Raw genomic sequence first — 22,194 nt, forward strand, 5'->3', positions numbered from 1 at the left:
CCCTGTTTTTGCGAGATGCGTTGCGGAGCGAAAAGGCCCAAGGCCCGCCTGCGCTACGCTGCGGCATGGCCCACACCCTCATCCTCCACGCCCACCCGCGCCCGCGCGACTCACGCGTGACCGCCGCCCTCGGCCGCACGCTCGCCGCGCTGCCCGGCGCGCGCTGGCACCCGCTCTACGACCGCTACCCCGACTTCGACATCGACGTCGCCGCCGAGCAAGACGCCCTCGCTGAGGCGCGGCTGATCGTCTGGCTCGCGCCGGTCTACTGGTACAGCGTGCCGGGGCTGCTGAAACACTGGTTTGACACCGTGCTGGCCCACGGCTGGGCCTACGGCCACGGCGCCGGCGGCGCGCCCGCGCGCGCGCTGGCGGGCAAGACCGCGTGGTGGGTGGCCAGCGCCGGCGGCACACCCGGCGCCTACCAGCCCGGCGGCGCCCACGGCCGGCCGTTTGCCGAATTCGTGGCGCCGGTGGAACACGTGGCACGCTTCTGCGGCATGCACTGGCTGCCGCCGTTCGTGGCCCACGGCGGACACGCCCAAGACGACGACACGCTGCGCGCGCGCTGCGCGGCGCTGGCCGGGCTCGCCCGCGGCCACCAGGCCGCGCTGGGACTCGGCGCCGAGGAGGCCGCGGCATGAACCAGGCCATCCTTTTTCTCGCGGTGGCGCTGCTGGTCGTGCCGCTGGCGGTGCGGCTGGGGCTGGGCTCGGTGCTGGGCTATCTGGCGGCCGGCGTGGCGATCGGCCCGGTCGGGCTGGGGCTGGTGTCGGACCCGGCGGCGATCCTCCACACGTCCGAGCTCGGCGTGGTGCTGATGCTCTTTGTGATCGGCCTGGAGCTGGAGCCGCAGCGCCTGTGGGCGATGCGCGCCGCGGTGTTTGGCGGCGGCACGGCGCAGATGCTGCTGTGCGCGGCGCTGCTGGCGCCGCTGGGCCTGCTGCTGGGCTGGAGCTGGCAGGCCACGCTGATCGGCGCGCTCGCGCTGGCGCTGTCGAGCACGGCGATCGCCGTCAACATCCTGCAGGAGCGCCACCTGATGGCCCTGCCCGAGGGGCGCCACGGCTTCTCGATGCTGCTGTTCCAGGACATCGCCGCCATTCCGCTGCTGGGGCTGGCCGCCGCGCTGGGCGTGGCGGGCGCGGCGGGGGCGGCCGGCGCTGGCGGCGACACCGCACCGGCCAGCCCGTGGTGGCTGCAGGTGGGCGCGGTGGCCGGCGTGGTGCTGGCCGGGCGGTATGTGGCCTACCCCGCCATGCGCTTCGTGGCGCGGCTGCCGGTGCGCGAGCTGTTCACCGCGCTGGCGCTGCTGCTGGTGCTGGGCGTGGCCGCGCTGATGCACGCGGTCGGCCTGTCGATGGGGCTGGGCGCGTTCATCGCCGGCGTGCTGCTGGCCAGTTCGCCCTACCGCCACGCGCTGGAGAACGACCTGCTGCCCTTCAAGGGGCTGCTGCTGGGCCTGTTCTTCATCGCGGTGGGCATGAGCATGCAGCTCGGCCTGCTGGCCAGCGCGCCGCTGAGCGTGGTCGGGGGGCTGCTGGCGGTGGTCGCGCTCAAGGCGCTGGGGCTGTGGCTGCTGGGCCGCCCGCTGGGCCTGCGCGGCCAGCCGCGGCTGCTGCTGGCGATCGTGCTGTCGCAGGTGGGGGAGTTTGCGTTTGTGGTGCTGGCGGCGGCGCGCACCAGCGGTGCCATGCCCGCGGCCGACGCCGACCTGCTCACGCTGATCGCCGCGCTGTCGATGGCGACCACGCCGGTCCTGCTGCTGCTGTTTGACCGCTGGTGCCGCGCCGACCGCGCCAGCGCGCGCGCGGCCGACGCCATCGGCGAAGACGCGCACAGCCCCGTGCTGCTGGCCGGCTTCGGCCGCTACGGGCAGATCGTGGCCCGCCTGCTGCTGGCCGCCGGCATCAAGCCCACCGTCATCGACCACGACGCCGACACGGTGGACAGCGCGCGGCGCTTCGGCTTCGAGGTGTATTTCGGCGACGCCACCCAGCCCGACCTGCTGACCGCGGCCGGCGCGGCGCAGGCGCGGGTGGTGGTGGTGGCCATCGACGACCCGGCGCAGGCCGACCGGGTGGTGCACACGGTGCGCGAGCGGTGGCCGCAGGCGCGCGTGGTCGCGCGGGCGCGCGACGCGGTGCACGCCCGCACCCTGCTCCTCGACGCCGGCGTGCACCACGTGCAGCGCGAGCTCTTTGAAAGCTCGCTGCGCAGCGGCCGCGCCACGCTGGAGGCGCTCGACGTCGACCCCTTCCACGCGCGGCAGATGGCCGACGACTTCCGCCGCTATTCAGAAGGCTTCCTGCGCCAGGCCGGGCCGATCCAGGCCAACGACGACGACCTGATCCGCCGCGTGCGGCAGGCGCGCGAGCAGTTCGAGCGCCAGATGCAGGAAGACCTGCGCCGCCAGCGCGCCCGCCCGGGCGGCGCCGGCTGGCAGCCGGACGCGGGCGGCGAGGCCGAACCGCCCCTCACGGCCGACACCCCGGCCACGCGCTGAGGAGCCCCAGCGGGCCGGGACGGGGTGGCGCCCGCTGCGCCGCCTCAGCGAGCGCGGGGCCGCACCTGCCCGTCGTGCTTGGCGTGGGCGATGCGGCGGCTGGCGCGGTCTTGCGCTTGTTCCACACGCACGGCCTCGCGGCGGGTCACGTGGCCGTCGGCCTCGGTGCGGCGCTCCAGGCGGTTGATGTGGCGCTGCTGGTGAACCAGGTGGGCCGTTTCTCGGCGGGTGAGTTCGCCCGAGGCCACGCCGTCGCGGATGCGGTCGGCCTGACGGTCCTGCCGCGCGTCCACGCGGTCGGCCTGCGCGTCGGCCCAGCCGGCGCCGCCTTCGGCGTGGGCGGCGGCGGCGCCGAGGGCCAGCAACAGGCTCAGGCCCAGGCGGGCGGCGGTGGCGCGGGGCGCGGTGAACGAAGACGAAGCCATGGCGAATCCTCCAGAAGGGGTGTGTCCAGCGGCGGGCCCATCCCGCCGCCGCCCCGCCCGGAGGGTCGGCGCGCTGGCCGGTCCGTGGCGGGGTTAACGCTGAAACCGCCGCCAGCGCCACCGGCTTACGCGCCGCCACCCCAAACCCCGGCGCCGCGGCCGGGTTTGCCGCCCGCCGCGTAAGAGATCGGCGCGCGCCGGGTTTCAGCATGGTCCAGCGCCTTTTCGGGCGCCCCCTTGCCGATCTTTCCCGACCCTCGCCGATCCTTCCCGACCCTTTCACCCCCGCCATGCCCCAGCCCGTCCTCCCACCCGCCCGCCCCGGCCGCCCTGGCCGCGGCTTTGCCGGCGTGCGGGCGCTGCTCGGCGCCGCGCTGCTTGGCCTGGCCGGCGCCGCCGCCGCCCAGGCCGGCCCGCCGCCGGTCGTGCCCGCCGTTCCCGACCCCCAGGCCTGGCAGCGCCTCACCCCCGCCGAGCAGGCCGAGCGCCGCGACGCGATCCATCGACAGCTGAAAAACGCCAGCCCCGAAGACCGCCAGGCCTTCCGCCGCGCCCTGCGCGAGCGCCTCGAAACCCTGCCGCCGGACCAGCGCCAGGCCCTCATCGGCGACGCCCGCGCCCGCTGGGAGCGGCTCACGCCCGAGCAGCGCCAGGCCCTCGCCGCCCAGCGGCGCGAGCAGGTGCAGGCCATGAGCCCCGCCGAACGGCGCGAACTGCTGCGCCAGCGCCGCGAGCTGCTGGAGAAAATGACCCCCGAAGAACGCGCCGCCCTGCGCGAGAAACTGCCGCTGCGATGAACGCCACCCTGCTCCTTCCGCCCGCGGCCCGGCCCGCGCCCGGCGCCGCCGGCCTGCTGTGGGCCGTGGCCGGCCTGATCGACCGTGCCCGCCGGGCGCTGGGCGCCCGCACCGCCGGCACGGGCGGCGACACCGCGGCCGACACCGCCGAAGGCTGGGCCCTGTGGCGCGCCGCCACCGGCGGCGACCCGGCCAGCGCCCGCGCCCTCGTCGCCCGCCTCACGCCCCCGGCCCTGGCGCTGGCGCGGCAGGTGCTGGGCCGCCACGAAGACGCGGAAGACACCGTGCAGGAAAGCTTCCTGCGCCTGTGGAGCGCCACCCCGGCCGACCAGACCTCCGCCCAGATCGGCACCTACTTCCACACCATCGTCCTCAACCGCTGCCGCAGCCAGCTGGCCCGCCAGCGCGAGCTGGCCGTGGCGCCCGACGAGCTCACCGCCCTGCAGGACGGCGCCCAGCCCGCCGGGCCCGACGCCCACGCCGCCGACCGGCTCGACACCGCCAGCCTGCACACCGCGCTGCACGCCGCCCTCGGCCGCCTGCCCGCGCGCCAGCGCCTTGCCCTCGCCCTTTGGGCCTACGCCGACGCCGACGCCGCCGCCATCGGCCGCGCGCTCGACATCGACGCCAACGCCGCCCACCAGCTGCTCCACCGCGCCAAGCGCAGCCTGCGCGCCGCCCTGTCACCCGCCGAGCTCTGACCCGCCGATCTCTGATCCGCCGAGGCCCGCCATGACCACGCCCCACGACCCGCGCCCCACCGCCGCCGACCCCGCCGACGCCCCCCTGCGCCGCGCCCTGCGCGACAGCCTTCACCGCCCCGACGCCGCCCCGCCCAGCGAGGCGCTGCAAGACCGCGTGATGGCCCAGTGGGCCCAGCGCCACGCCGCCGAACTCGCCTGGCAGACGGCGCCCGCCGGCGGCGCGCCCACCGCGCCGCGCCGGCCCTGGCGCGCCCGCCTCGCCATCGGCGCGCTGGCCCTCGCCCTCGCGCTGGGCGCCGTGTGGCAACACCGGGCCGACGCCGCCCTCGACGAACTCGCCCAGCCCGACCTGCTCATGCTGATCACCCTCGGCGAAATCTGAGCGCGGGGCGCAACGCCGCGGCCGGCCGGCGCGCCGCGGCCCGGACGCCAGCGCCGGCAGCGCGGGGACCGTGGCGTCCCTAGAATCCCGGCATGAACGCCCCCACCCCCCACGCCGCCGCCCCCGCCGAGGGCGAGGCCAAAGCCTCCAACTTCCTGCGCCAGATCATCGAGACCGACCTGGCCCAAGGCACCCACGCCGCCCGCCGCTGGGCCGGCAGCCCCGGCGACGCCGCCCACCACGCCGCCGGCCAGCCCGACCCCGCCAAGATCCGCACCCGCTTCCCCCCCGAGCCCAACGGCTACCTCCACGTCGGCCACGCCAAGAGCATCTGCCTGAACTTCGGCCTCGCCCGCGACTACGGTGGCGTGTGCCACATGCGCTTCGACGACACCAACCCCGAAAAAGAAGAACAGGAATACGTCGACGCCATCCTTGACGCCGTGCGTTGGCTCGGCTTCTCCTGGGACAGCCACTTTCACGGCCAGCCCCAGACCCACCTCTACTACGCCAGCAACTACTTCGACTTCATGTACCGCGCCGCCGAGTACCTCATCGAGGCCGGCCACGCCTACGTGGACGAACAAAGCGCCGAGCAGATGCGCGCCAACCGCGGCGACTTCGGCAAACCCGGCGTCGACAGCCCCTTCCGCACCCGCACCCCCGCCGACAACCTCGCCCGCTTCCGCCAGATGCGCGCCGGCGAGCTGCCCGACGGCGCCGCCGTGTTGCGCGCCAAGATCGACATGGCCTCGCCCAACATCAACCTGCGCGACCCGGCCCTCTACCGCATCCGCCGCGCCACCCACCACAACACCGGCGACACCTGGTGCATCTACCCGATGTACACCTTCGCCCACCCCATCGAAGACGCGCTCGAACAGATCACCCACAGCATCTGCACCCTCGAATTCGAAGACCAGCGCCCCTTCTACGACTGGCTCATGGAGCGCCTCACCGAAGGCGGCCTCATCAGCGCCCCGCCCCCGCGCCAGTACGAATTCGCCCGCCTCAACCTCACGTATGTGATCACCAGCAAACGCAAGCTCGCCCAGCTGGTGAACGAAGGCAAGGTCAGCGGCTGGGACGACCCCCGCATGCCCACCATCGTCGGCCTGCGCCGCCGCGGCTACACCCCCGAAGCCATCCAGCTGTTTGCCGAGCGCATCGGCGTGAGCAAAAGCGACAGCTGGATCGACTACAGCGTGCTCGAAGGCTGCCTGCGCGAAGACCTCGAAAACAAAGCCCACCGCGGCATGGCCGTGCTCGACCCGGTCAAGCTCGTGCTCACCAACTGGGCCGAGGTCTTCGGCTCCGACGGCTACACCGAAGACTGCACCCAGCCCGCCCTGCCCCACAGCGCGATCGCCGAAGGACAAGCAGCGCCGCCCGACCGAGTGTTCAAGATCGGCAAGGACGTGTGGATCGAACGCGAAGACTTTGAAGAAGTGCCGCCCAAAGGCTACAAGCGACTGTTCCCGGGCAATGTGGTGCGCCTCAAAGGCGGCTACGTCATCGAATGCACCGGCTGCGCCAAAGACGCCACCGGCCGCGTGACCGAAGTCCACGCCAAGGTCATCCCCGGCACCAAGAGCGGCACCCCCGGCGCCGACAGCGTCAAGGCCAAAGCCGCCATCACCTGGGTCGGCGCCGCCGACGGCGTGAGCGCCGAAGTCCGCCTCTACGACCGCCTCTTTAACGATCCCCACCCCGACGCCGGCGGCAAGAACTTCCTGGACGCGCTGAACCCCGACAGCCTGAAGGTGGTGACGGCGGTCGTGGAACCGTCACTGGCCGCCGCAAAGCCGGACCAGAAATTCCAGTTTGAGCGCCACGGCTACTTTGTGGCCGACCGCACGGACCATGGCGTGGGCGGGAAAGTGGTGTTCAACAGGGTGACGGGGTTGAAGGATAGTTGGGGGAAATAGTAAATAGACCATCTCAAAAAAAACCGGCCTCCATCTAGGATTGCCGGTTTTTTTATACCAGAACAATTTAGTCTTTAGAATCCTAGCCAGACAAATACTCTAGAACAGCGCCCACCGCCGCATTTCGCATTCGCCTTGCTCGCACATCTCCTACGTAATTTGCCTCCTTTAGCTTCTCTTCAGAAGCATTCAACACATCGCGCACAGTCAGCAGCTTTAGCTCACCTAACTTCTCCAACTGCCACGGGGTCAAGTCCAAAACCGAGGCAGGTCTGTCAAGCTGAGCCGTCAGTGCTAGGGCTATGCTGTGATTTGCACTCATGGCAGCCTGATCCGTCAATCTCTTGAAGGCTGAGTGATTTGCGCCATATTCTGTCATACGTTTAGGCGTCAGTTCCTTTGATATTTCAAATGCTGTACTCGTCGGCGTAACCTCAAGTGCAAAAAGACAACCAAGATTAACTAGGTAACGCTGACCAATTTCCGCCCGACTAGCCTTAATTCCCACTGCATGCTCAACCACCACACCTGTATAAGCAAGAACTCTCAGCGCCTCTTTTATAGCCTCAGGAGCATCCCTGTGAATCCAGAAAAATGCTGTGGTAGCCTTATCCGAACTCAAATATTGCTCATTCTTCAGCCTTAGCTCCGGAAGAACTTGACTCTCAATGAATTCACGCCCCCAATCAATGAGCGACTTGTGACCACTATACTTTTCAGAGAGCGTTGAATGCTCCGACCATATCTCAGTACGGTAAAAATCCCGAATAGTTTCGTTTACCTGCTGCGAATTTATCTTCGGGCATCGAGCGATTGTCTTGAGCAACAATCGAGGATTACCAGTAGAAGCGTACGCAAGTATTGAAAAATTCTTTCCATTCTGAGCGATTTGAACTAGCAGTGCACTATCAGCCTGCTTCTGAACAATCTCCCTCATATTCTCGACATAGTCGGGAGAAAGAACGTCACGATCAACTGTCAGCATAGTGGCATCGTGAACCGGCTGGAACGTCTCGCCAAAAGCCGTCACTCCAGGGTATACCGCCGCATTGCAGGTAATGCAATGGGATCGCAAATCCCTAAACAATGTGAAAAACTGCCGTTGCTGTTCGGGCAAGAATATATGAGCCGCTTCATCAAAAAACAAAGCGAATCGCGAAATATTTAGAGTATCGGCAAGATCCTCCAATGCATCCTTAAAGTCGTCCATAGTAGGCAGACCCGTTGAATTGACGTCAACCTGCGGCGACTTCCAAGAAGCCTCATAAGCTTCAGCAATTTCTTCGACTTTGGTCTGGCCACCTAGTGAAGTAGTCCCAGCTCCAACCAGTAGGCCAATACTCTTGGGAAGACTACCCAGAAGACCCGCCTTCTCCAGACCTCTGATTACTGACGAACAGATGCGCGCAAGCATCCAATTTTTAAATTGGTCTGGATCGGAAGATTGAAGCAACGAGCTTCGCACGAAGCTGATATAGACGGGAAAAACACGATCCACTCCCAAAGAGTCCATCAACTCCTTTTGAGCAACACGCAAAAGAAAGGACTTCCCTACGCCACGACTACCGACCAGAATTACAGGATTTCTGCCTTTTAACTCATCAACAATTTGCCTATCTTTAGTAGTCTCCACAAAGTAGGTCAAAACTTCATCCGGCCGAATGTCCTCTGTTCGAAAGAAAAAATCTGCCATTTTCTTCAAGCCTCACAAGATTTTCCGTATACCAACTGAACTGGCGACAGATACCCAACCACGTCAACAATAACAGACTCCATTCTCCTCATCCCTTCTGGATTCACATAGTTGAGGTAGCGCGCAGCAAATGCAAAAACAATCGCCTGCCGCATTACCGCAGATTTATCACACCAAGCCAAATGAGCGCTCTCATCGAAAGCGATCTCACTGGGTAACAGATCATGAGTCCCTGCGTTACCGTGAACGTACTCCGAGCACTCTCGATAAACCGACTCAGATATCGCAGAAAATTGCCTTCCAAATTCAGCAAATGCCGGATTAAAGGCTCGCACGAAATTCACCGAAAAAACACCCGAATCCAAATTCTTCAGAGAATCCCAATTTATATCTTTTGAGTCACGCAACCACATTCTGAGATCTATTTCATGAGCAGAAAATCTAACCACAGAAAGCATCAACTCAAAAAATAGTCTAAGCCCACCAAACGCATACCTGTACTGTCCTGAAGCAAGGGCCAAAAGGGAAAACTGATACTCCTTCAAGGCCACATCAGCAACCTCCTTCTCGGGACGGTCATCTATTGCCACCCTCAGCGACTCGTAATCCGTCAGATAGTTATGAGCAGCAGTAAAGGCTTCAAGAGACTTCGGATTCGAATTCAATCCCGCAACAATTGCACCTTGTCGCCCTACCAAATCGCCATAGTAGTTTATCAAATTCACAGTAACTCCAAAAAACACTATAAAAGGAAAACACCGCAATCAGACCATTACTCTCCGCAACTGCAACTGGGACAAGCCTTGTCGACTGCCTACAGGCGCGCAGCGAACCGCCCGCCCCCACTCGCCCCAATCACCAACCGCTGCGTCGCCCGCGTGGCCCCCACGTAGAACAGCCGCGCTTCCTCGCGCTCGTCTTCGCCCGGCGCGGGCATCTGGCCGGCGCCGACCAGCGCCACCACTGGGAACTCCAGCCCTTTGCTGACGTGCAGGGTCATGACCTTGATGCTGTCGTGCGCGGGGTCGAACTGGCCGGCTTTTTTGCGGACCTGGTGGGGCAGGCCGCGCTGGGCGAGGATGCTGGCGCACAGGTCCATCTCGCTCCAGTGGCGGCAAAGGATGGCCATGTCGGCCCAGGCGTGGCCTTGGCGGTGGGCGTCGGCGAGCAGGGTGGCCACGGCCTGGGCTTCTTCGCGCAGGGTGGGCAGGCGCACGATGAGCGGCGCCTCGCCGTCGCGCCCGCAGCTCACGGGCTTGAGCAGGGGCACGCCGTCGTCGTCCTTGTCTTCGGCGGTCAACAGATCGGCCGCGACCAGGCTGGCGGTTTGCAGGATCTGCCGCGTGTTGCGGTAGTTGATATTGAGGATGGTGGTGCGCCCCTGCGCCTGAATGCCCACGCTCTTGAAGCTGAAGTTTTTCTTCTGGGTGCGTTCGTAGATGCTTTGTGCGTCGTCGTAGAGCACGAGCAGGCTGTTGGTGTCGGGGTCGACCATCTGCACGACCAGCCGCAGCCACTCGGGCGCGAAGTCGTGGCCTTCGTCAATGAGCACGGCCCGGTACTGGCCGCTGGGGATCTGCCGGCGGTCGACGCCGGTGATGACGCGCTGGACCATGTCGGCCATCTTCTCGCCCACGGGCAGGTGGGCCGGGGGCAGGGTCTGGCCGTAGGCGATGAGCTGGTCGCGACACCACTTGTGGAAGTGCACGGCGTGCACGCGGTCGGCGATGCCTTTGGCGGCCATCACGCGGGCGAGCTGGCGGGCCAGCGGCTCGTTGTAGCAAAGGATGAGGATGGGTTTGCGGGCGGCGGCGTCCGTGGCGTGGACGGCCTTGGCGAGGTGTTCGGCGCGGTAGCCGAGCAGCATGGTCTTGCCCGAGCCGGCCACGCCGTGGATCACGCGGTGGCCGTCGCCGAGGCTGCGGGCGAGCTGCTCCTGCTGCAGGTCCATCACACGCATGATGCTGGGCAGCGGCGCGGTGTCGTCGGTGTCGTCAAAGAGCGCGTCCTGCGCGGCCACGCGCACCTCGGGAAACAGGATCCAGCGCACGCGGTCCATCTGGGGCAGCGACATGACGCCCCCCATCATGAAGGGAAACATGTCCCACAGCCGGCTCTGCAGCGCCTCGGGCTCGACGGATTCCAGCATCTCGTCCTGACACACCACGCGGTGCGGCTCGATGGCCTGGCCGAGTTCGGCCTTGTCGAACTGCGCACGGGTGATGTTGGGCAACACGACGCCGTAGCTCCACGGAAAGGCCAGCTTGCCCTGGTGGCGGCCGCCGGGCTGCACGAGTTGGGGGTCGCGCTCCAGCGCGTTGACCACCTGGTGCGCGTAGGCCCGGGCCTGCTCCAGCGGGTTGGGGATGGTCTTGGGGCCGAGGTCGCCGTGGATGTCCCAGGTCTGTTTGTCGGCGCGGATCAGGCTGGAGAGCCGGAAGTCTTTGACCTCCAGGATCAGGATGCCCCGGCGCGGGTGCATGACGACGAAGTCGGGGTGCTGGTGGCGGGGGCCGACGGGCACGTCGTACCAGAGCAGGTAGTCCGCGTCGAGTTTTTGCTCAAGCCGCTCGGCGGTGCGGCGTTCGCCGGGGGTCATGCGCGAGACGCAGCTGCCCAGCGCCGGAATCAATGTGGCCATGCGTGTGTGGTGAAGCCTTCCCTGAGCGGCCATCATGCCGGGTTTGGCCCGCGTTGGTCGAGGCGGGTTGTCCCTCGGGCGCGTCAGCGGCGCGCGGGCGGGCTGGGCGGTCGGGGGACGGAGCGCGTTACCGGCCGGGCTCAGCCCGCCCGCCCTGCCCGCGCAGATGCGCCGCGATGGCGGCGACGTGGGGTTCGCTGAGCATGGAGACGTGTTCGCCGGGCACGGCAATCACGTCGAGCGGGCCGGTGCAGACCTCGCGCCAGCCGAGCGCATTGCGCACGGCGGCGGGGCGGTCGAGGAAGGCATCGTCCTGGGGGTAGAAGATGGTCACCGGGCCGGCGTAGGGCGGGGGGCGGTAGGCGGCCACGGCGGCGTCCAGCCGGTGGATGAACTGCACGTCGGCCGGGTGGTCAAACTCCAGCCGGGCCGTGTCGTCCAGCGCGCGGGCGAGCAAAAAGCCGAGGCGGCCGGCGACGCCGCCGCGATCAATGAGGCGGCGCACCGCGCGCTCCAGCAGGTAGGCCGGGCCTCGCTCACGCAGACGCCCGGCATGGGCCTGCAGGCGGGCGCCGAGTCCTCGCAGCGCGGGCCGCCCGCCGGGGCCTTGGGAATCGAAGAGGATCAGGTGGGTGACGTGTCGGCCGGCGCGGGTGAGTTGCTGAGCGAGTTCAAACGCAACGTAGCCGCTGTGTGAGAGCCCCGCGAGCGCGATGGGTCCGGTGGGCCGGTGGGCCTGGATGTCGTGAAGGTAGAGGGCGGCGAGGGCTTCGACACTGGGCACATCGTTCGCCAGATCCTCGTAACCCACGGTGAGGCCGAACACCGGCCGATCGGTCCCCAGGGCGCGGGCCAGGGGCCGGTACAGCCGCTCGCGCTGGCCGAGTCCGTGGATGGCGTACAGCGGCACGCCGGCGCCGTCGGCCTGCAGGGGCACGAGGTGGCGCGGGCGCTGGCCGGACGGCGCGGCGCGCAGGGCGGCCAGCAGGCAGGCAGGCGTGGGGTGGGTCTTGAGCAGGCCGATGGGGACCGGCAGGCCGAACTCGGCCTCGATGCGGGCCATGAGGCTCAGGGCAAGCAGGGAGTGACCACCGAGGTCGAAGAACGAGTCGTCGGGCGCGACGTGGTCGCGCCGGAGCACGCGGGCGAACACGGCGGCCAGGCGGCGCACGTCGGCCGAGGTGGAATCGGCGCTACCGGCGTTGGGTGCAGCATCGGATACGGCGTCGATGGCGCGCTCGGGCGCGTGGGCCGGAAGCTGGGCGGGGTCGATCTTGCCGCCGGGCGTGGTGGGCCAGGCGCTGACGAGCCGGATGGCGGGGCGCATGTGCGCGGGCAGGGCGCGCGCGAGCTCGGCTTCGAGGGCGCGGGGGCTGGGATGTTCGCCGGGCGCGGGCAGCACCCAGGCGACCAGCCGGGCGGCGGGCTCGCCGGGCCGGTCGAGCTGCACGAGGGCCTCGGCCACGGACGGCAGGCGCTCCAGCGCGTGTTCCACGGCGCGCAGATCGACGCGGAAGCCGCGGACCTTGACCTCGCGGTCCTGGCGGCCGAGGAAGCGCAGCTGGCCGGCGTCGTCCCAGCGAGCGTCGTCGCCGGTGCGGTACAGGCGCGTCCAGCCCCAGGCCGCGAGCAGCGGGTCGATGGCGGGGCCGTGGGCCGGGGGGAAGCGCTCGGCGGTCAGGTCCGGCAGGCCGAGGTAGCCGTCGGCCAGGCCGGGGCCGCCGAGGCAGAGCGCGCCGCGGGCGCCGGGCGGCGCGAGCGAGCCGTCGGGCGCCAGCACGGCGATTCGGGCGTGGCCCAGCGGCCGGCCGATCGGGACATCCGGGCCAGGAGGCAGGGGGGCCTGGGCCGGCAGGTCGAAGGCGGTGCAGGAAATGGTGGCTTCGGTGGGGCCGTAGGCGTTGACCCAGCGCAGGCCGGGGTGGCTGCGGCGCCAGAGGTCGAGCTCGCGGCGCGAGGCCTTCTCGCCGCCGACGACCAGCAGGCGCACCGCGTCCGGCAGGCGCTGGGCGCCGAGGTGCATCTGCTCGGCGCAGGTGTGCCAGAAGGCGGTGGGCAGGTTCAGGACGGTGATGCCCTGCTCGCGCACCAGCCGCAGAAAGCCGGACACCGACTCGGCCGCCGCGTCGTCGCGCAGCACGAGTTCGGCCCCGGCCGCCAGCGTGGGCAGGATTTCTTCGATCGACACGTCGAAGCTCAGGCTGGCGAACTGCAGCACGCGGTCGCGCTCGCCCAGGCCGTAGGCCTGGACCACGGCGCGGGCATGACCGGCCAGCGCGCGGTGCGACACGACGACGCCCTTGGGCTGGCCGGTGGAGCCGGAGGTGTAGATGACGTAGGCGGGTCGGTCGAGCGGGTGCGACAAGGCTGTGGGCGCGGCAGTGGCGGGCGCGGGGTCGGCCTCGGCGAGCAGCGTGTCGTAGGCCACGCTGGCCACGCCCGCGAGGGCGGCCGGCGGAGACGGCTCGGTGATGACCAGCCGGGCCCGGCTGTCGGTCAGCATGTGGCGCGCCAGTGCGGCCGGGTAACGCGGGTCGATCGGCAGCCAGGCCGCGCCACTTTTCATCACCGCGAGCAGGGCGCTGACAAAGCCCGGGCCCCGGGGCAGGCACAGCGCCACCACGTCGCCGGGCCCGACACCGCGCGCGGTCAGCGCGGTCGACAGGCGGTGGGCGGCGCGGTCGAGCGCTTCGCGGGTGAGGGCCGCGCCGCTGGCCGCGCAGCGCAGCGCGGGCGCCTGCGGCGTGGCGCGGGCCTGGCGCTCGATGAGCGCGAGCACGCACGCGGGCGTGGCGTCGGGGGCGGCGTCGGGAGTGGACCAGCGGGCCAGCGTGGCGCGGTCGCGGTCGTCGAGGGCGCCGAGGGCGGCGAGCGGCGTGGCCGGCGTGGCGTCGGCCATCGCCGCCAGCAAGCGCGCCACCGACGCCAGCAGCCGCGGGGCGACCAAGGCGTCCACGCGCTGCGGGTCGTGCTCCAGCCGCAGGTCCAGGCCGTCGTCCACGTAAGCCATGAGCGAGAGCGCCGCAGGCGTCTGCTCGTGCAGCTCGACCCGCCGGTGGGGCCCGAGCCGATCGCGCAGGCGCTGCGTCAGCGGGGCCGGCTCGAACAGCAGGGTGGCGTCGGTGAGTTCGGCGGTGGCGTTGAGATCGCACCAGCGGCGAACGTCGGCCAGCGCCACGTGTTCGAAGGGCCGCAGCCCCTGGATCGTATGGCGCACCTGCCGCAGCAGCTCACCCAGCGCCAGCCCGGGGCCCACCGATACGCGCAGGGGCACGATGTTGATCAGGCAGCCGACGGTTCGGTCGGCGCCGGGCAGCAGGTGGCGGCCCGAGCGCACGGCGCCGAACACCACGTCGGCCCGCCCGGACCAGCGCGCCAGCGCCAGGCCCCAGGCGGCATGCACCGCGGCGCTGAGCGTGACGCCAGCCGCGGCGCACAGGGCGTGCAGCCGGGCCAGCGTGTCGGCCGGAACACCGCCGCGAATCAGCGCCGGCGGTGCGTCCGCGGCGGACTCGGTCGAGACGGCCCAGCCGGACGCCGGCCCGGGCGGCCAGGCGTCGGCCCAGCCGAGGGGCGGCGGCCCGCCGTCGGCGCCGAGCAGCGCGCGACAGTGGCGGCGCGCCGCCTCGGCGAAGGCCGGGTCGTCGCGCTGCGCCGCCACGGCGCGGGTGTGGTCGTCTTGCGAGGGGGCGGGTGCCGCGTCGGCGTCGGGCGCGGGTTCGTCCGCCAGAAACGCGAGGAACAGGGCCGCGTGGCTGGGGCCGTCCAGAAACAGGCGGTGAAACGTCCAGACCAGCGTATGGGCCCGATCGCCCCACACCAGCAGCGTCAAACGCCAGGTCGGCCCGCTTTCCAGCTCGATGCTGCGCGCCCGGTCGCGGCGCAGGAAGTGGGCCAGCGTTTGCGCGCGCGCGGGGCCCGACAGGGGGGGATGGGCTTCCACCTCCGGCCGCACGGCCACGGCCGCCAACACCTCCAGCCGGGGCACCTCCCGCCCGCGCCAGCGGCACACGCTGCGCAGGGCCGGGTGTCGCTCGGCCAATGCCGACCACCGGGCGGCGGTCCGCGCCGGGTCCGGGCGCTCGTCGTCCGCGTGGAACACCAGCTGCTCCACATGAACGCCGGTCGGTCCCGCAAGGCCGTCGAAGAGCATGCCGACCTGCGCCGGTGTGAGCGCGCCCGCGGCCGCCGCCTCATCCGGCCGGACCGCCCCCTCGCCTGAATCGAAATCGTTTTTCACCCGCCAAATACGTCTTGAAACAACCCTCGGATGTTGACACGTATTTCGTACTCCGCCGATGCGGGAAGTCCGCGTCGCGTGAATTAGTGAGGCCAAAAGCGTCGGAGGGCGCCTCACCCCAGCGCATGGCGCAGCAACAGCCCGGCCAGCACCCACATCGTCGCGGCGATGAGGGCGTCGAGCACCTGCCAGGCGCGGGGGCGGGCAAACCAGGGGGCGAGCCATCGCGCGCCCAGCCCCAGGGCGGTGAACCACGTCAGGCTGGCGGCGCTGGCGCCGGCGATGAAGGCCGGGCGCAGGTCGGCCGCCTGTTGCGCGCCGATGGAGCCGACCAGCAGCACGGTGTCGAGGTAGACGTGGGGGTTGAGCAGGGTGAAGGCGGCGGCCTGGGCGAGCGCGGCGCCGCGGGTCAGGCCGCCCGCGCCGTCGCTGGCCGCCAGCGTGCCGCCCCGCCGGGCGCGCTGCAGTGCCCGCCAGCCATACACCGCCAGGAACACCGCCCCGGCCACCGCCAGCGCCCGCGCCAGCCCGGGCCGCTCGCCCACGGCCTGCGCCATGCCCAACACCCCGGCGGCGATCAAGACCGCGTCGGCCACCGCGCAAAACAGCACGACGCTGCCCACGTGTTCGCGGCGCAGTCCCTGGCGCAGGACAAAGGCGTTCTGCGCGCCGATGGCCACGATCAGACCGAAGCTCAGGGCAAGGCCCTGCAGGAAGGCGGACAGCATGGACAGGACAACGAAGGAAACAGGGGGGCGGCCTCGTCACGCAATGTGCCGCAGCGGGGGCGTCTCGCCCTGCCACCTGGGCGTCACCCACGGCGCGACCGGTCGCGTTCAGTGGAGGGCGCCACCCTCCGCGGGCTCGCCCGCGGGGCCAAGCGCCGCCGCCACCGCCACCCGCAGGCCGCGCACCAGCGCGTCCAGCGGCAGCGACGGCTCGCCCTGACCGGGCAGCCACGGCACATGGATGAAACCGCCGCGGGTGGCGCGCAGGCGCGGGTCGGTGGCCAGCCGGTGCAGCAACTCGTAGAACACCGCGTTGCAGACGAAGCTGCCGGCGCTCAGCGACAGCTCGGCGGGCAGGCCGGCGCGGTCGAGCGCGGCGCGCATGGCTTTCAGGGGCAGGCGACAGAGGTGCGCGGCCGGGCCGTCGGGGCGCAGGGGCGCGTCTTGCGGGCGATGGCCGGCGTTGTCGGGGATGGGGGCGTCGGCGAGGTTGATGGCCACGCGCTCCAGGCCGATGGCGGCGCGGCCGCCGGCCTGCCCGACGCACAGCACAAGCGCCGGCGGCGGACCGGGCCGCGCGAGCGCGGCGGCGAGCGCGGCCGGTGCGGCGGCAAACGCCGTGGGCAACACGACCGCGCGCACGCGGTGGCCGGCGATGGTGCGGCCGTGCAGCGCGCGGGCGGCGAGCTCGCTGGGGTTGCGGTCGGCGCCGCCAAAGGCGTCGAACCCGGTCAGCAACACACCGCGCGGGGTCATGGCGCGTCCGCGGCGCCGCGCAGCGCGCCCAGCCGCGCGTGGGCGGGGCTGTCGAGGTCGGGACGCTGACACTGTTTGCCGCGCAGGTAGTGGTGGGTGAACACGTCGAGCCAGGCGGCCAGGGTGTGGGCCGCGCGTTCGTCGCCAGCCTGGGCGAGGCAGAGCGCGGCGACCTCGGCGGTGCACAGATGGCCTTCGCGGCGCGCGCGGCGCAGGCGGTAGGCCGAGGGGTGATCCGGGTGCAGGCCCAACACGGGCAAGGCGTCGAGGTAGGGACTCTTGTTGAACATCTTGCGCGCCTCGGACCAGGTGCCGTCGAGCAAGACAAACAGCGGGCGCCGGCCCGCCGGGTCGGGCGCGGGCTCGGCCGGGGGCCACGCATCCACCGCCCGGGCGGGCGCGGCGAACTCGGTGGGAAAGACCACCACCGGCGCCCAGGCCGGGTCGGCCAGCAGCGCCAGCGCGGCCGGGTCGGGTTCGGTGCGCGACCAGCCGAAGGCCCAGGTGTCGGCCACCGCGTCGGCGATCAGCCAGCCGGTGTTGCTGGGCTTGAACGATTCCAGGCTGCCCATGAAAAGGCAAACGCCGGCGCGGGTGTCGGCGGGCTCGGGCGTGAGCGCGCACACACACTGGCCCGCGAACAGGCGGCAGCGATCGCAGCGGCCCGGCGCGCCGCCGCGGCCGAGGTAGGGGCGCGTGCTGGCGGCCACGCGCGCATCGCGCAGGCGCCGCACGGCGTGGCGGGCGTCGGGTGCGGTGGGGGTTTCACAATCGGCGGTCATCGGCCGACTGTAACGGCCGCCCCACGCGCCGCCCGGCCACCCCATGAACACCACCCACCCCGACGCACCCGACCACCCCGACCTGCCCTTCAGCGCCGCCGCCGCGCGCAACCGCGGGCCGATCCTGGCGGTGCTGCGCACCCTGCTGCCGGCCGAGGGGCGGGCGCTGGAGATCGCCTGCGGCACGGGGCAGCACGCGGTGGCCTTCGCCGCCGGCCTGCCCGGCTGGCACTGGCAGCCCACCGACGCGGGCGACGCCGGGTTCGCCGCGGTGCGCGAACGCGCCGCGCGCGCCGGGCTGGACCGCGTGGCGCCGCCGCGCGTGCTGGATCTGCTCGCCCCGCCCTGGCCCGCGGCCCGCGACGGGGCGCCGTGGGACCTGGTGTACGCCGCCAACCTGCTGCACATCGCGCCCTGGGCCTGCGCGCCGGCGCTGATGTCGCTGGCTGCCGGCGTGCTCGCGCCGAGCGGTGCGCTTGTCACCTACGGCCCGGTGCTGGAGGACGACGTGCCCACCGCCGAGGGCAACCGGCGTTTCGACGCCGAGCTGCGCGCCCGCGACCCGGCCTGGGGCCTGCGCCGCCGCGAGGCGCTGGAAGCCGCCGCCGCCGAGCACGGCCTGCACCTGGCCGCGCGCCACGCGATGCCGGCGAACAACCGGCTGCTGGTCTGGCGGCGGCGGGACTGAGCGGCGGCGACCCGGTCCCGCTCGGCGTGCCGGTCAGAACAGCGCGCCCTGGTCCGGCGGCGGTGCCAGCGGCCGCAGCGGCGCGGGTTCGCCCACCAGCGCGCCGGGCGGCGGGCGGCGCAGGAAGTCCGGCGCGGTGGCGGGCGTGGCGCCGAGCCACGCGAGCCAGTCGCTGCGCGGGAGCACGGCCAGCGTGCGTTTCTCGTCGCCGGGGCGGTGCATGCGGCCCAGCAGCTCGTGGCCGTCGGCGTTGAGGGTGAGCAGGCTCACGCTGTGGACGATCTCGCCGCTGGCAGGATCGGTCCAGGACTCGTGCAGGCCCGCCACGGCCAGGGGTGCGCCGTCGGCCGCGGCGATGCGCCAGCGCACCGAGCGGCCGCCGTGGCGCTCGGCTTCTTCCCAGCAGGGCTCGAACCAGTCGCGCATCGGCACCAGCGCGAAGCGCGCTTCGCGCCACGGTGCGCGAAAGCTCGGCTTCTCGGCCACCGTCTCGCGGCGGGCGTTGAGCGTCCCGCGCGCGAGCTCTCGGGCCTGCTGCCCGTCGCGCGCCCAGCGCGGCACCAGACCGAAACGCCCCAGCCGCCACCGTGGCGCCCCGCCCTCCCCCGCCAGCGCGAAGGGCACCGGCGTGCCGGGCCAGGCCTCGGCCGCCCAGCCCGGCGCGGGCAGCGCCTCGGGCCGCTCGGCCAGCCCGAGCGCGATCAGGTCGCGCGGCGTGGCGGGGGTGAAATTGGTGCACATGCGGTCGCGGGATGGGCGCGTTGCAAACGGCTCGGCAACGGGCTGCCGCGCATTCTGCCGCTGCGACCGGCAACGCGGTTTGCCTGGCCCACGCGCGCGCTTCACCGGCCCGATACACGGCGACCGGAGCATGAAGCTCCCATCACCGCCGGAGACTGGCATGACCCGATCCCTGTCCAACGCCCTCGCGCCCGCCGTTACCCTGGCCGCCGCGCTCCTGGGCAGCGTGCCCGCGTGGGCCGACGACGACCACCGCCGCGACCGCCGCGACGCTGCGGGCTGGAGCGACCGCTGGCACCGAGATTCGCACGCCGGTCCGCGCGACTGGCACCCCCACCCCGCGCGGCGCGACCTGCGGCCGCACGACGGCCGGGCCGACCACCGCGGCTGGGACGACCGGGGTTACCGCGGGCCGTGGGGCTACCACGGCCACCCCGCCTACCGCACCCACCCCGGGCATGACCACCCCCCGGTCTATGGGCGCCACCCGGTCTACGGCGGCCATCCCGGGCATCACCCCGCCGCGCACTGGCGCCGCGGCGACGTACTGCCGCGCCACGTGATCCACGAGCGCCACGTCATCGTCGACCACCGCCGCCACCCGCAGCTCGTCGCGCCGCCGCGCGGCCACCGCTGGGTGCAGCTGGACGGCGGTGACCTGCTGCTGGTGGCGGTGGCCACCGGGGTGATCGCCAGCGTGATCCTCAATCGCTGAGGCGCGTCCTCGCCGGCGGCTCAGGCGCCGGCCGCGCCGAGCCGCCGCAGCTGGTCGCACCAGCGGGCCACGCCGCGCTCGCCGAGATCGTCCACGCGGCCAATCAGCGTCTCGTGGACCGGCGCAAAGCCGATGAAGCCCAGCACGTTGCGTTCCAGCGCGCGCACGCTGTGGGCCCGGTAGAACCAGCGGTACACCAGCGCCGGCATGCCCATGGTCACGACCACGCGCGCGGAGCGGCCCGACAGCGGCTTGCGGCCGAAGGGGGTCGGTCCGTCCGGGCCCTGCGCGAAGTCGGGCCGTGCCACCTGCTCGATGAAGGCCTTGACCAGCGCGGGCATGTCGCCCATCCAGAGCGGAAAAAACAGCACCACGTGCTGCGCCCAGCGCAGGTCGTCCTGCACCGGCGCGAGCGCGGGCGGCACGTGGCCGTGGTGCCAGTCGTCGGCGGTGCGCAGCAGCGGGATGTCGAGCGAGGCGAGCTGCACGCGGCGCACCGCGATGCTTGAGGCGTCGGCGCCGGCGGCGTAGGCGTCGGCCAGCGCCCGGTTGAGTCGGGCGGGGTCGCCATCGGGATGGCCTTCGATGAGGAGGATGCGGTCCACAGCGCTCATGCCCGCATGATGCGCGGCCTCGCCCGACGCGCCTTGACGCGGATCAAGCCCCGGCGCCGGGGGGACAGCGCTCAGGGACGGCGGGGACCGGATCGCGGCGGGCGCGGGCCGCGCGGCGGCGCCTTGCCGCGCTCGGCCAGCCGCTCCTTTTTGAGGCGCTGCCGCTCGGCGTCGGCGGCCTCGCCGGCCTTCAGCCAGCGGCTGAACTGCGCGGGCGTCTCCAGCGTGAGGCGGCCCAGGTGGCCCTGACGCACGTCGGCGATCACGAGTTCGGCGGCCTTGGTGGGGTTCACGCGCCCGCCGGCGACCAGCGCGCCGCGCTGGCGACCGATGTGATCGAGCAGCGCGTCGGCCGGCGCGCTGGCCAGGGCCTCGGGCGCCAGACCAAAGGCGTAGCGCGCCTCCAGCACCGCCGGGTACTCCACCTTCAGCAGGTCGAGCAGGTCGAGCGCCACCGTCTCGTCGTCGTAGGCATTGCGGCCCACGGCGCCGCTGGCGGCCAGCAGCGTGCCGCTTTCGGGCACCACGATGCGCGGCCACAGCACGCCGGGCGTGTCGTAGAGGTAGCAGTCGTCGGCCAGCACGACGCGCTGCTCGTTGCGCGTGACGCCGGCCTCATCGCCGGTCTTGGCGGCGCGCTTGCCGATCAGGGTGTTGATGAGCGTGCTCTTGCCCACGTTGGGGATGCCGCAGATCAACACACGCAGCGGCTTGGCCATGCCGCCGCGCTGCGGCGCGAGCGCGCGGCATTCGGTCACCAGCGCGCGCGCTGGCGCGGTGTGGCTGGCGTCAAGCGGGATGGCGCGGGTGCCTGGCTGGGCGCGGTAGTGGGCGAGCCAGGCCTCGGTGCGCACCGGGTCGGCCATGTCCTGCTTGTTGAGCACCTTCAGCGTGGGTTTGCGGCCGGTGAGCGCGGCCAGCAGCGGGTTGGCGCTGGAGCCGGGCAGACGCGCGTCGAGCATCTCGATCACCACGTCGATGGCCTTCACGCGCTCGGCGATCGCCTGGCGCGTGAGGTGCATGTGACCGGGGAACCACTGGATGCTCATGGGGACGGGGCTGGCGCGGGAGGGACGGTGAGGGCGCGGCCGGGCGACCGCAGGGAGGCGGGATTGTGCCTTGCCGGCGCGGCGGGCGGGCGATCAGGTGGAGATCTGACCTTGGTGTAAGCCCGTGGCGCGGGGCACCGCGCCGCTGCCTAGAATGGCCCGCACCGATTCAACGATCCCCTGCAGGAAAGGCAGCCATGACCATCACCGTGAAGATCGACTTGGGCTATGAGTTCAACGTCAAGGCCAAGGCCGAGGACGTGTTTGCGGTGCTGTCGGACGTACCGACCTCGGTGTCCCACTTCCCCAAGGTCGAGCGACTGACCGACCTGGGCAAGGGCGTGTACCGCTGGGAGATGGAGAAGGTGGGCACCGCGCAGGTGAACATCCAGACGGTGTACGCCAGCAAATACACCAGCCAGTGGGACGCGGCCAAGAAGGCCGGGACCGTGAAGTGGACGCCGGTCAAGGGCGAAGGCAACGCGCTGGTGGGCGGCCACTGGAAGATCACGGGCGGCGCCAAGTCCACCGCCATCGAGCTGGCCATCGAGGGCACGGTGGACGTGCCGCTGCCGGGCCTGATGAAGATGGTGGTGGCCCCGGTGGTGGAGTCCGAGTTCGAGAAGCTGGTGGACAAGTACATCGCCAACCTGATCAAGAAGTTTGGCGGCGAGGCCTGACCGGAGGCGATCCACCGGGCCGATCGGTCGAACAGCCTGGGCTTTGCACCCCAGTTGTCCCCGGGAAATGGGGACAAAGGTGTGAATAAGCGTGGGCAAGTGCTGTACGGCGCGCGCAAGTGCTT

The 22,194-nt window shown here is 70.9% G+C and carries 20 protein-coding genes; 9 read left to right on the forward strand and 11 right to left on the reverse strand.

The window, feature by feature from the left end; all coding sequences use genetic code 11:
• The first annotated feature begins 65 nt into the window (after window positions 1-65).
• Both kefF and AC2D80_RS08825 read left to right on the forward strand, forming a co-directional pair.
• Window positions 66-644 carry a glutathione-regulated potassium-efflux system oxidoreductase KefF gene (gene kefF / locus AC2D80_RS08820; protein ID WP_484632593.1) on the forward strand — a complete coding sequence of 193 codons (579 nt, stop codon included), beginning with the start codon at window positions 66-68 and terminating at the stop codon, window positions 642-644.
• Window positions 641-2,506, forward strand: a complete 1,866-nt coding sequence (locus tag AC2D80_RS08825) for a monovalent cation:proton antiporter-2 (CPA2) family protein (protein ID WP_484632594.1) — start codon at window positions 641-643, stop codon at window positions 2,504-2,506. The genes kefF and AC2D80_RS08825 overlap by 4 nt, the downstream gene beginning before the upstream one ends.
• 44 nt (window positions 2,507-2,550) lie before the next feature.
• On the opposite strand, the gene AC2D80_RS08830 is transcribed toward AC2D80_RS08825, so the two are convergent.
• Window positions 2,551-2,931 carry a hypothetical protein gene (locus AC2D80_RS08830; protein ID WP_484632595.1) on the reverse strand — a complete coding sequence of 127 codons (381 nt, stop codon included), beginning with the start codon at window positions 2,929-2,931 and terminating at the stop codon, window positions 2,551-2,553.
• 290 nt (window positions 2,932-3,221) lie between these two features.
• Between AC2D80_RS08830 and AC2D80_RS08835 the strand changes: the two genes are divergently transcribed.
• The 4 genes from AC2D80_RS08835 (at window position 3,222) to AC2D80_RS08850 (ending at window position 6,742) form a co-directional block, all read left to right on the forward strand.
• Window positions 3,222-3,728 carry a DUF3106 domain-containing protein gene (locus tag AC2D80_RS08835; RefSeq protein WP_484632596.1) on the forward strand — a complete coding sequence of 169 codons (507 nt, stop codon included), beginning with the start codon at window positions 3,222-3,224 and terminating at the stop codon, window positions 3,726-3,728.
• On the forward strand, window positions 3,725-4,429 hold the full coding sequence (locus AC2D80_RS08840) for an RNA polymerase sigma factor (protein ID WP_484632597.1): 705 nt from the start codon (window positions 3,725-3,727) through the stop codon (window positions 4,427-4,429). Before AC2D80_RS08835 ends, AC2D80_RS08840 begins: the two co-directional genes overlap by 4 nt.
• A 31-nt stretch (window positions 4,430-4,460) precedes the next feature.
• Window positions 4,461-4,814 carry a hypothetical protein gene (locus AC2D80_RS08845; RefSeq protein ID WP_484632598.1) on the forward strand — a complete coding sequence of 118 codons (354 nt, stop codon included), beginning with the start codon at window positions 4,461-4,463 and terminating at the stop codon, window positions 4,812-4,814.
• Between the two features lie 92 nt (window positions 4,815-4,906).
• Window positions 4,907-6,742, forward strand: a complete 1,836-nt coding sequence (locus tag AC2D80_RS08850) for a glutamine--tRNA ligase/YqeY domain fusion protein (RefSeq protein WP_484632599.1) — start codon at window positions 4,907-4,909, stop codon at window positions 6,740-6,742.
• Window positions 6,743-6,824: 82 nt separating this feature from the next.
• On the opposite strand, the gene AC2D80_RS08855 is transcribed toward AC2D80_RS08850, so the two are convergent.
• The 7 genes from AC2D80_RS08855 to AC2D80_RS08885 form a co-directional block, all read right to left on the reverse strand.
• A complete protein-coding gene (locus AC2D80_RS08855) occupies window positions 6,825-8,435 on the reverse strand; it encodes an ORC-CDC6 family AAA ATPase (protein ID WP_484632600.1) in 1,611 nt (536 codons plus the stop codon).
• A gap of 5 nt (window positions 8,436-8,440) precedes the next feature.
• Window positions 8,441-9,160, reverse strand: coding sequence for a hypothetical protein (locus AC2D80_RS08860; protein ID WP_484632601.1), 720 nt, complete (start codon window positions 9,158-9,160; stop codon window positions 8,441-8,443).
• An 89-nt stretch (window positions 9,161-9,249) separates the two neighbouring features.
• Window positions 9,250-11,076 (reverse strand): 3'-5' exonuclease, encoded by a 1,827-nt coding sequence (locus AC2D80_RS08865; protein WP_484632602.1) that lies wholly within the window; start codon window positions 11,074-11,076, stop codon window positions 9,250-9,252.
• 127 nt (window positions 11,077-11,203) lie between these two features.
• On the reverse strand, window positions 11,204-15,316 hold the full coding sequence (locus tag AC2D80_RS08870; RefSeq protein ID WP_484632603.1) for a non-ribosomal peptide synthetase: 4,113 nt from the start codon (window positions 15,314-15,316) through the stop codon (window positions 11,204-11,206).
• 113 nt (window positions 15,317-15,429) lie between these two features.
• Window positions 15,430-16,044 (reverse strand): LysE/ArgO family amino acid transporter, encoded by a 615-nt coding sequence (locus AC2D80_RS08875; protein ID WP_484632604.1) that lies wholly within the window; start codon window positions 16,042-16,044, stop codon window positions 15,430-15,432.
• 108 nt (window positions 16,045-16,152) lie between these two features.
• Window positions 16,153-16,800: a pyroglutamyl-peptidase I gene (pcp, locus tag AC2D80_RS08880; protein WP_484632605.1), complete on the reverse strand. Its 648-nt coding sequence runs from the start codon at window positions 16,798-16,800 to the stop codon at window positions 16,153-16,155.
• Window positions 16,797-17,582: a tRNA-uridine aminocarboxypropyltransferase gene (locus AC2D80_RS08885; protein ID WP_484632606.1), complete on the reverse strand. Its 786-nt coding sequence runs from the start codon at window positions 17,580-17,582 to the stop codon at window positions 16,797-16,799. Before AC2D80_RS08885 ends, pcp begins: the two co-directional genes overlap by 4 nt.
• A gap of 43 nt (window positions 17,583-17,625) precedes the next feature.
• Here AC2D80_RS08885 and AC2D80_RS08890 point away from each other — a divergent pair, with 43 nt between their 5' ends.
• Window positions 17,626-18,270 carry a DUF938 domain-containing protein gene (locus tag AC2D80_RS08890; RefSeq protein ID WP_484632607.1) on the forward strand — a complete coding sequence of 215 codons (645 nt, stop codon included), beginning with the start codon at window positions 17,626-17,628 and terminating at the stop codon, window positions 18,268-18,270.
• 33 nt (window positions 18,271-18,303) lie between these two features.
• Here AC2D80_RS08890 and AC2D80_RS08895 read toward each other — a convergent pair whose 3' ends face one another.
• Window positions 18,304-19,011 carry an SOS response-associated peptidase gene (locus tag AC2D80_RS08895; RefSeq protein ID WP_484632608.1) on the reverse strand — a complete coding sequence of 236 codons (708 nt, stop codon included), beginning with the start codon at window positions 19,009-19,011 and terminating at the stop codon, window positions 18,304-18,306.
• A gap of 160 nt (window positions 19,012-19,171) precedes the next feature.
• Between AC2D80_RS08895 and AC2D80_RS08900 the strand changes: the two genes are divergently transcribed.
• Window positions 19,172-19,726 carry an RcnB family protein gene (locus tag AC2D80_RS08900; protein WP_484632609.1) on the forward strand — a complete coding sequence of 185 codons (555 nt, stop codon included), beginning with the start codon at window positions 19,172-19,174 and terminating at the stop codon, window positions 19,724-19,726.
• 20 nt (window positions 19,727-19,746) lie between these two features.
• On the opposite strand, the gene AC2D80_RS08905 is transcribed toward AC2D80_RS08900, so the two are convergent.
• Both AC2D80_RS08905 and ylqF read right to left on the reverse strand, forming a co-directional pair.
• Window positions 19,747-20,340: an NAD(P)H-dependent oxidoreductase gene (locus tag AC2D80_RS08905; protein ID WP_484632610.1), complete on the reverse strand. Its 594-nt coding sequence runs from the start codon at window positions 20,338-20,340 to the stop codon at window positions 19,747-19,749.
• A gap of 71 nt (window positions 20,341-20,411) precedes the next feature.
• A complete protein-coding gene (gene ylqF, locus AC2D80_RS08910) occupies window positions 20,412-21,389 on the reverse strand; it encodes a ribosome biogenesis GTPase YlqF (RefSeq protein ID WP_484632611.1) in 978 nt (325 codons plus the stop codon).
• Window positions 21,390-21,586: 197 nt separating this feature from the next.
• On the opposite strand from ylqF, the gene AC2D80_RS08915 reads away from it, so the two are divergent.
• Window positions 21,587-22,069: an SRPBCC family protein gene (locus tag AC2D80_RS08915; protein ID WP_484632612.1), complete on the forward strand. Its 483-nt coding sequence runs from the start codon at window positions 21,587-21,589 to the stop codon at window positions 22,067-22,069.
• Window positions 22,070-22,194 lie beyond the last annotated feature (125 nt).

This window comes from Hydrogenophaga sp. T66 (assembly GCF_057219855.1).

What these genes read in the sequence shown, in the direction of transcription:
- kefF (WP_484632593.1), top strand. Translation starts at nt 66, where the DNA reads ATGGCCCACACCCTCATCCTCCACGCCCACCCGCGCCCGCGCGACTCA.
- AC2D80_RS08825 (WP_484632594.1), top strand. Translation starts at nt 641, where the DNA reads ATGAACCAGGCCATCCTTTTTCTCGCGGTGGCGCTGCTGGTCGTGCCG.
- AC2D80_RS08830 (WP_484632595.1), bottom strand. Translation starts at nt 2,931, where the DNA reads ATGGCTTCGTCTTCGTTCACCGCGCCCCGCGCCACCGCCGCCCGCCTG.
- AC2D80_RS08835 (WP_484632596.1), top strand. Translation starts at nt 3,222, where the DNA reads ATGCCCCAGCCCGTCCTCCCACCCGCCCGCCCCGGCCGCCCTGGCCGC.
- AC2D80_RS08840 (WP_484632597.1), top strand. Translation starts at nt 3,725, where the DNA reads ATGAACGCCACCCTGCTCCTTCCGCCCGCGGCCCGGCCCGCGCCCGGC.
- AC2D80_RS08845 (WP_484632598.1), top strand. Translation starts at nt 4,461, where the DNA reads ATGACCACGCCCCACGACCCGCGCCCCACCGCCGCCGACCCCGCCGAC.
- AC2D80_RS08850 (WP_484632599.1), top strand. Translation starts at nt 4,907, where the DNA reads ATGAACGCCCCCACCCCCCACGCCGCCGCCCCCGCCGAGGGCGAGGCC.
- AC2D80_RS08855 (WP_484632600.1), bottom strand. Translation starts at nt 8,435, where the DNA reads ATGGCAGATTTTTTCTTTCGAACAGAGGACATTCGGCCGGATGAAGTT.
- AC2D80_RS08865 (WP_484632602.1), bottom strand. Translation starts at nt 11,076, where the DNA reads ATGGCCACATTGATTCCGGCGCTGGGCAGCTGCGTCTCGCGCATGACC.
- AC2D80_RS08875 (WP_484632604.1), bottom strand. Translation starts at nt 16,044, where the DNA reads ATGCTGTCCGCCTTCCTGCAGGGCCTTGCCCTGAGCTTCGGTCTGATC.
- pcp (WP_484632605.1), bottom strand. Translation starts at nt 16,800, where the DNA reads ATGACCCCGCGCGGTGTGTTGCTGACCGGGTTCGACGCCTTTGGCGGC.
- AC2D80_RS08885 (WP_484632606.1), bottom strand. Translation starts at nt 17,582, where the DNA reads ATGACCGCCGATTGTGAAACCCCCACCGCACCCGACGCCCGCCACGCC.
- AC2D80_RS08890 (WP_484632607.1), top strand. Translation starts at nt 17,626, where the DNA reads ATGAACACCACCCACCCCGACGCACCCGACCACCCCGACCTGCCCTTC.
- AC2D80_RS08895 (WP_484632608.1), bottom strand. Translation starts at nt 19,011, where the DNA reads ATGTGCACCAATTTCACCCCCGCCACGCCGCGCGACCTGATCGCGCTC.
- AC2D80_RS08900 (WP_484632609.1), top strand. Translation starts at nt 19,172, where the DNA reads ATGACCCGATCCCTGTCCAACGCCCTCGCGCCCGCCGTTACCCTGGCC.
- AC2D80_RS08905 (WP_484632610.1), bottom strand. Translation starts at nt 20,340, where the DNA reads ATGAGCGCTGTGGACCGCATCCTCCTCATCGAAGGCCATCCCGATGGC.
- ylqF (WP_484632611.1), bottom strand. Translation starts at nt 21,389, where the DNA reads ATGAGCATCCAGTGGTTCCCCGGTCACATGCACCTCACGCGCCAGGCG.
- AC2D80_RS08915 (WP_484632612.1), top strand. Translation starts at nt 21,587, where the DNA reads ATGACCATCACCGTGAAGATCGACTTGGGCTATGAGTTCAACGTCAAG.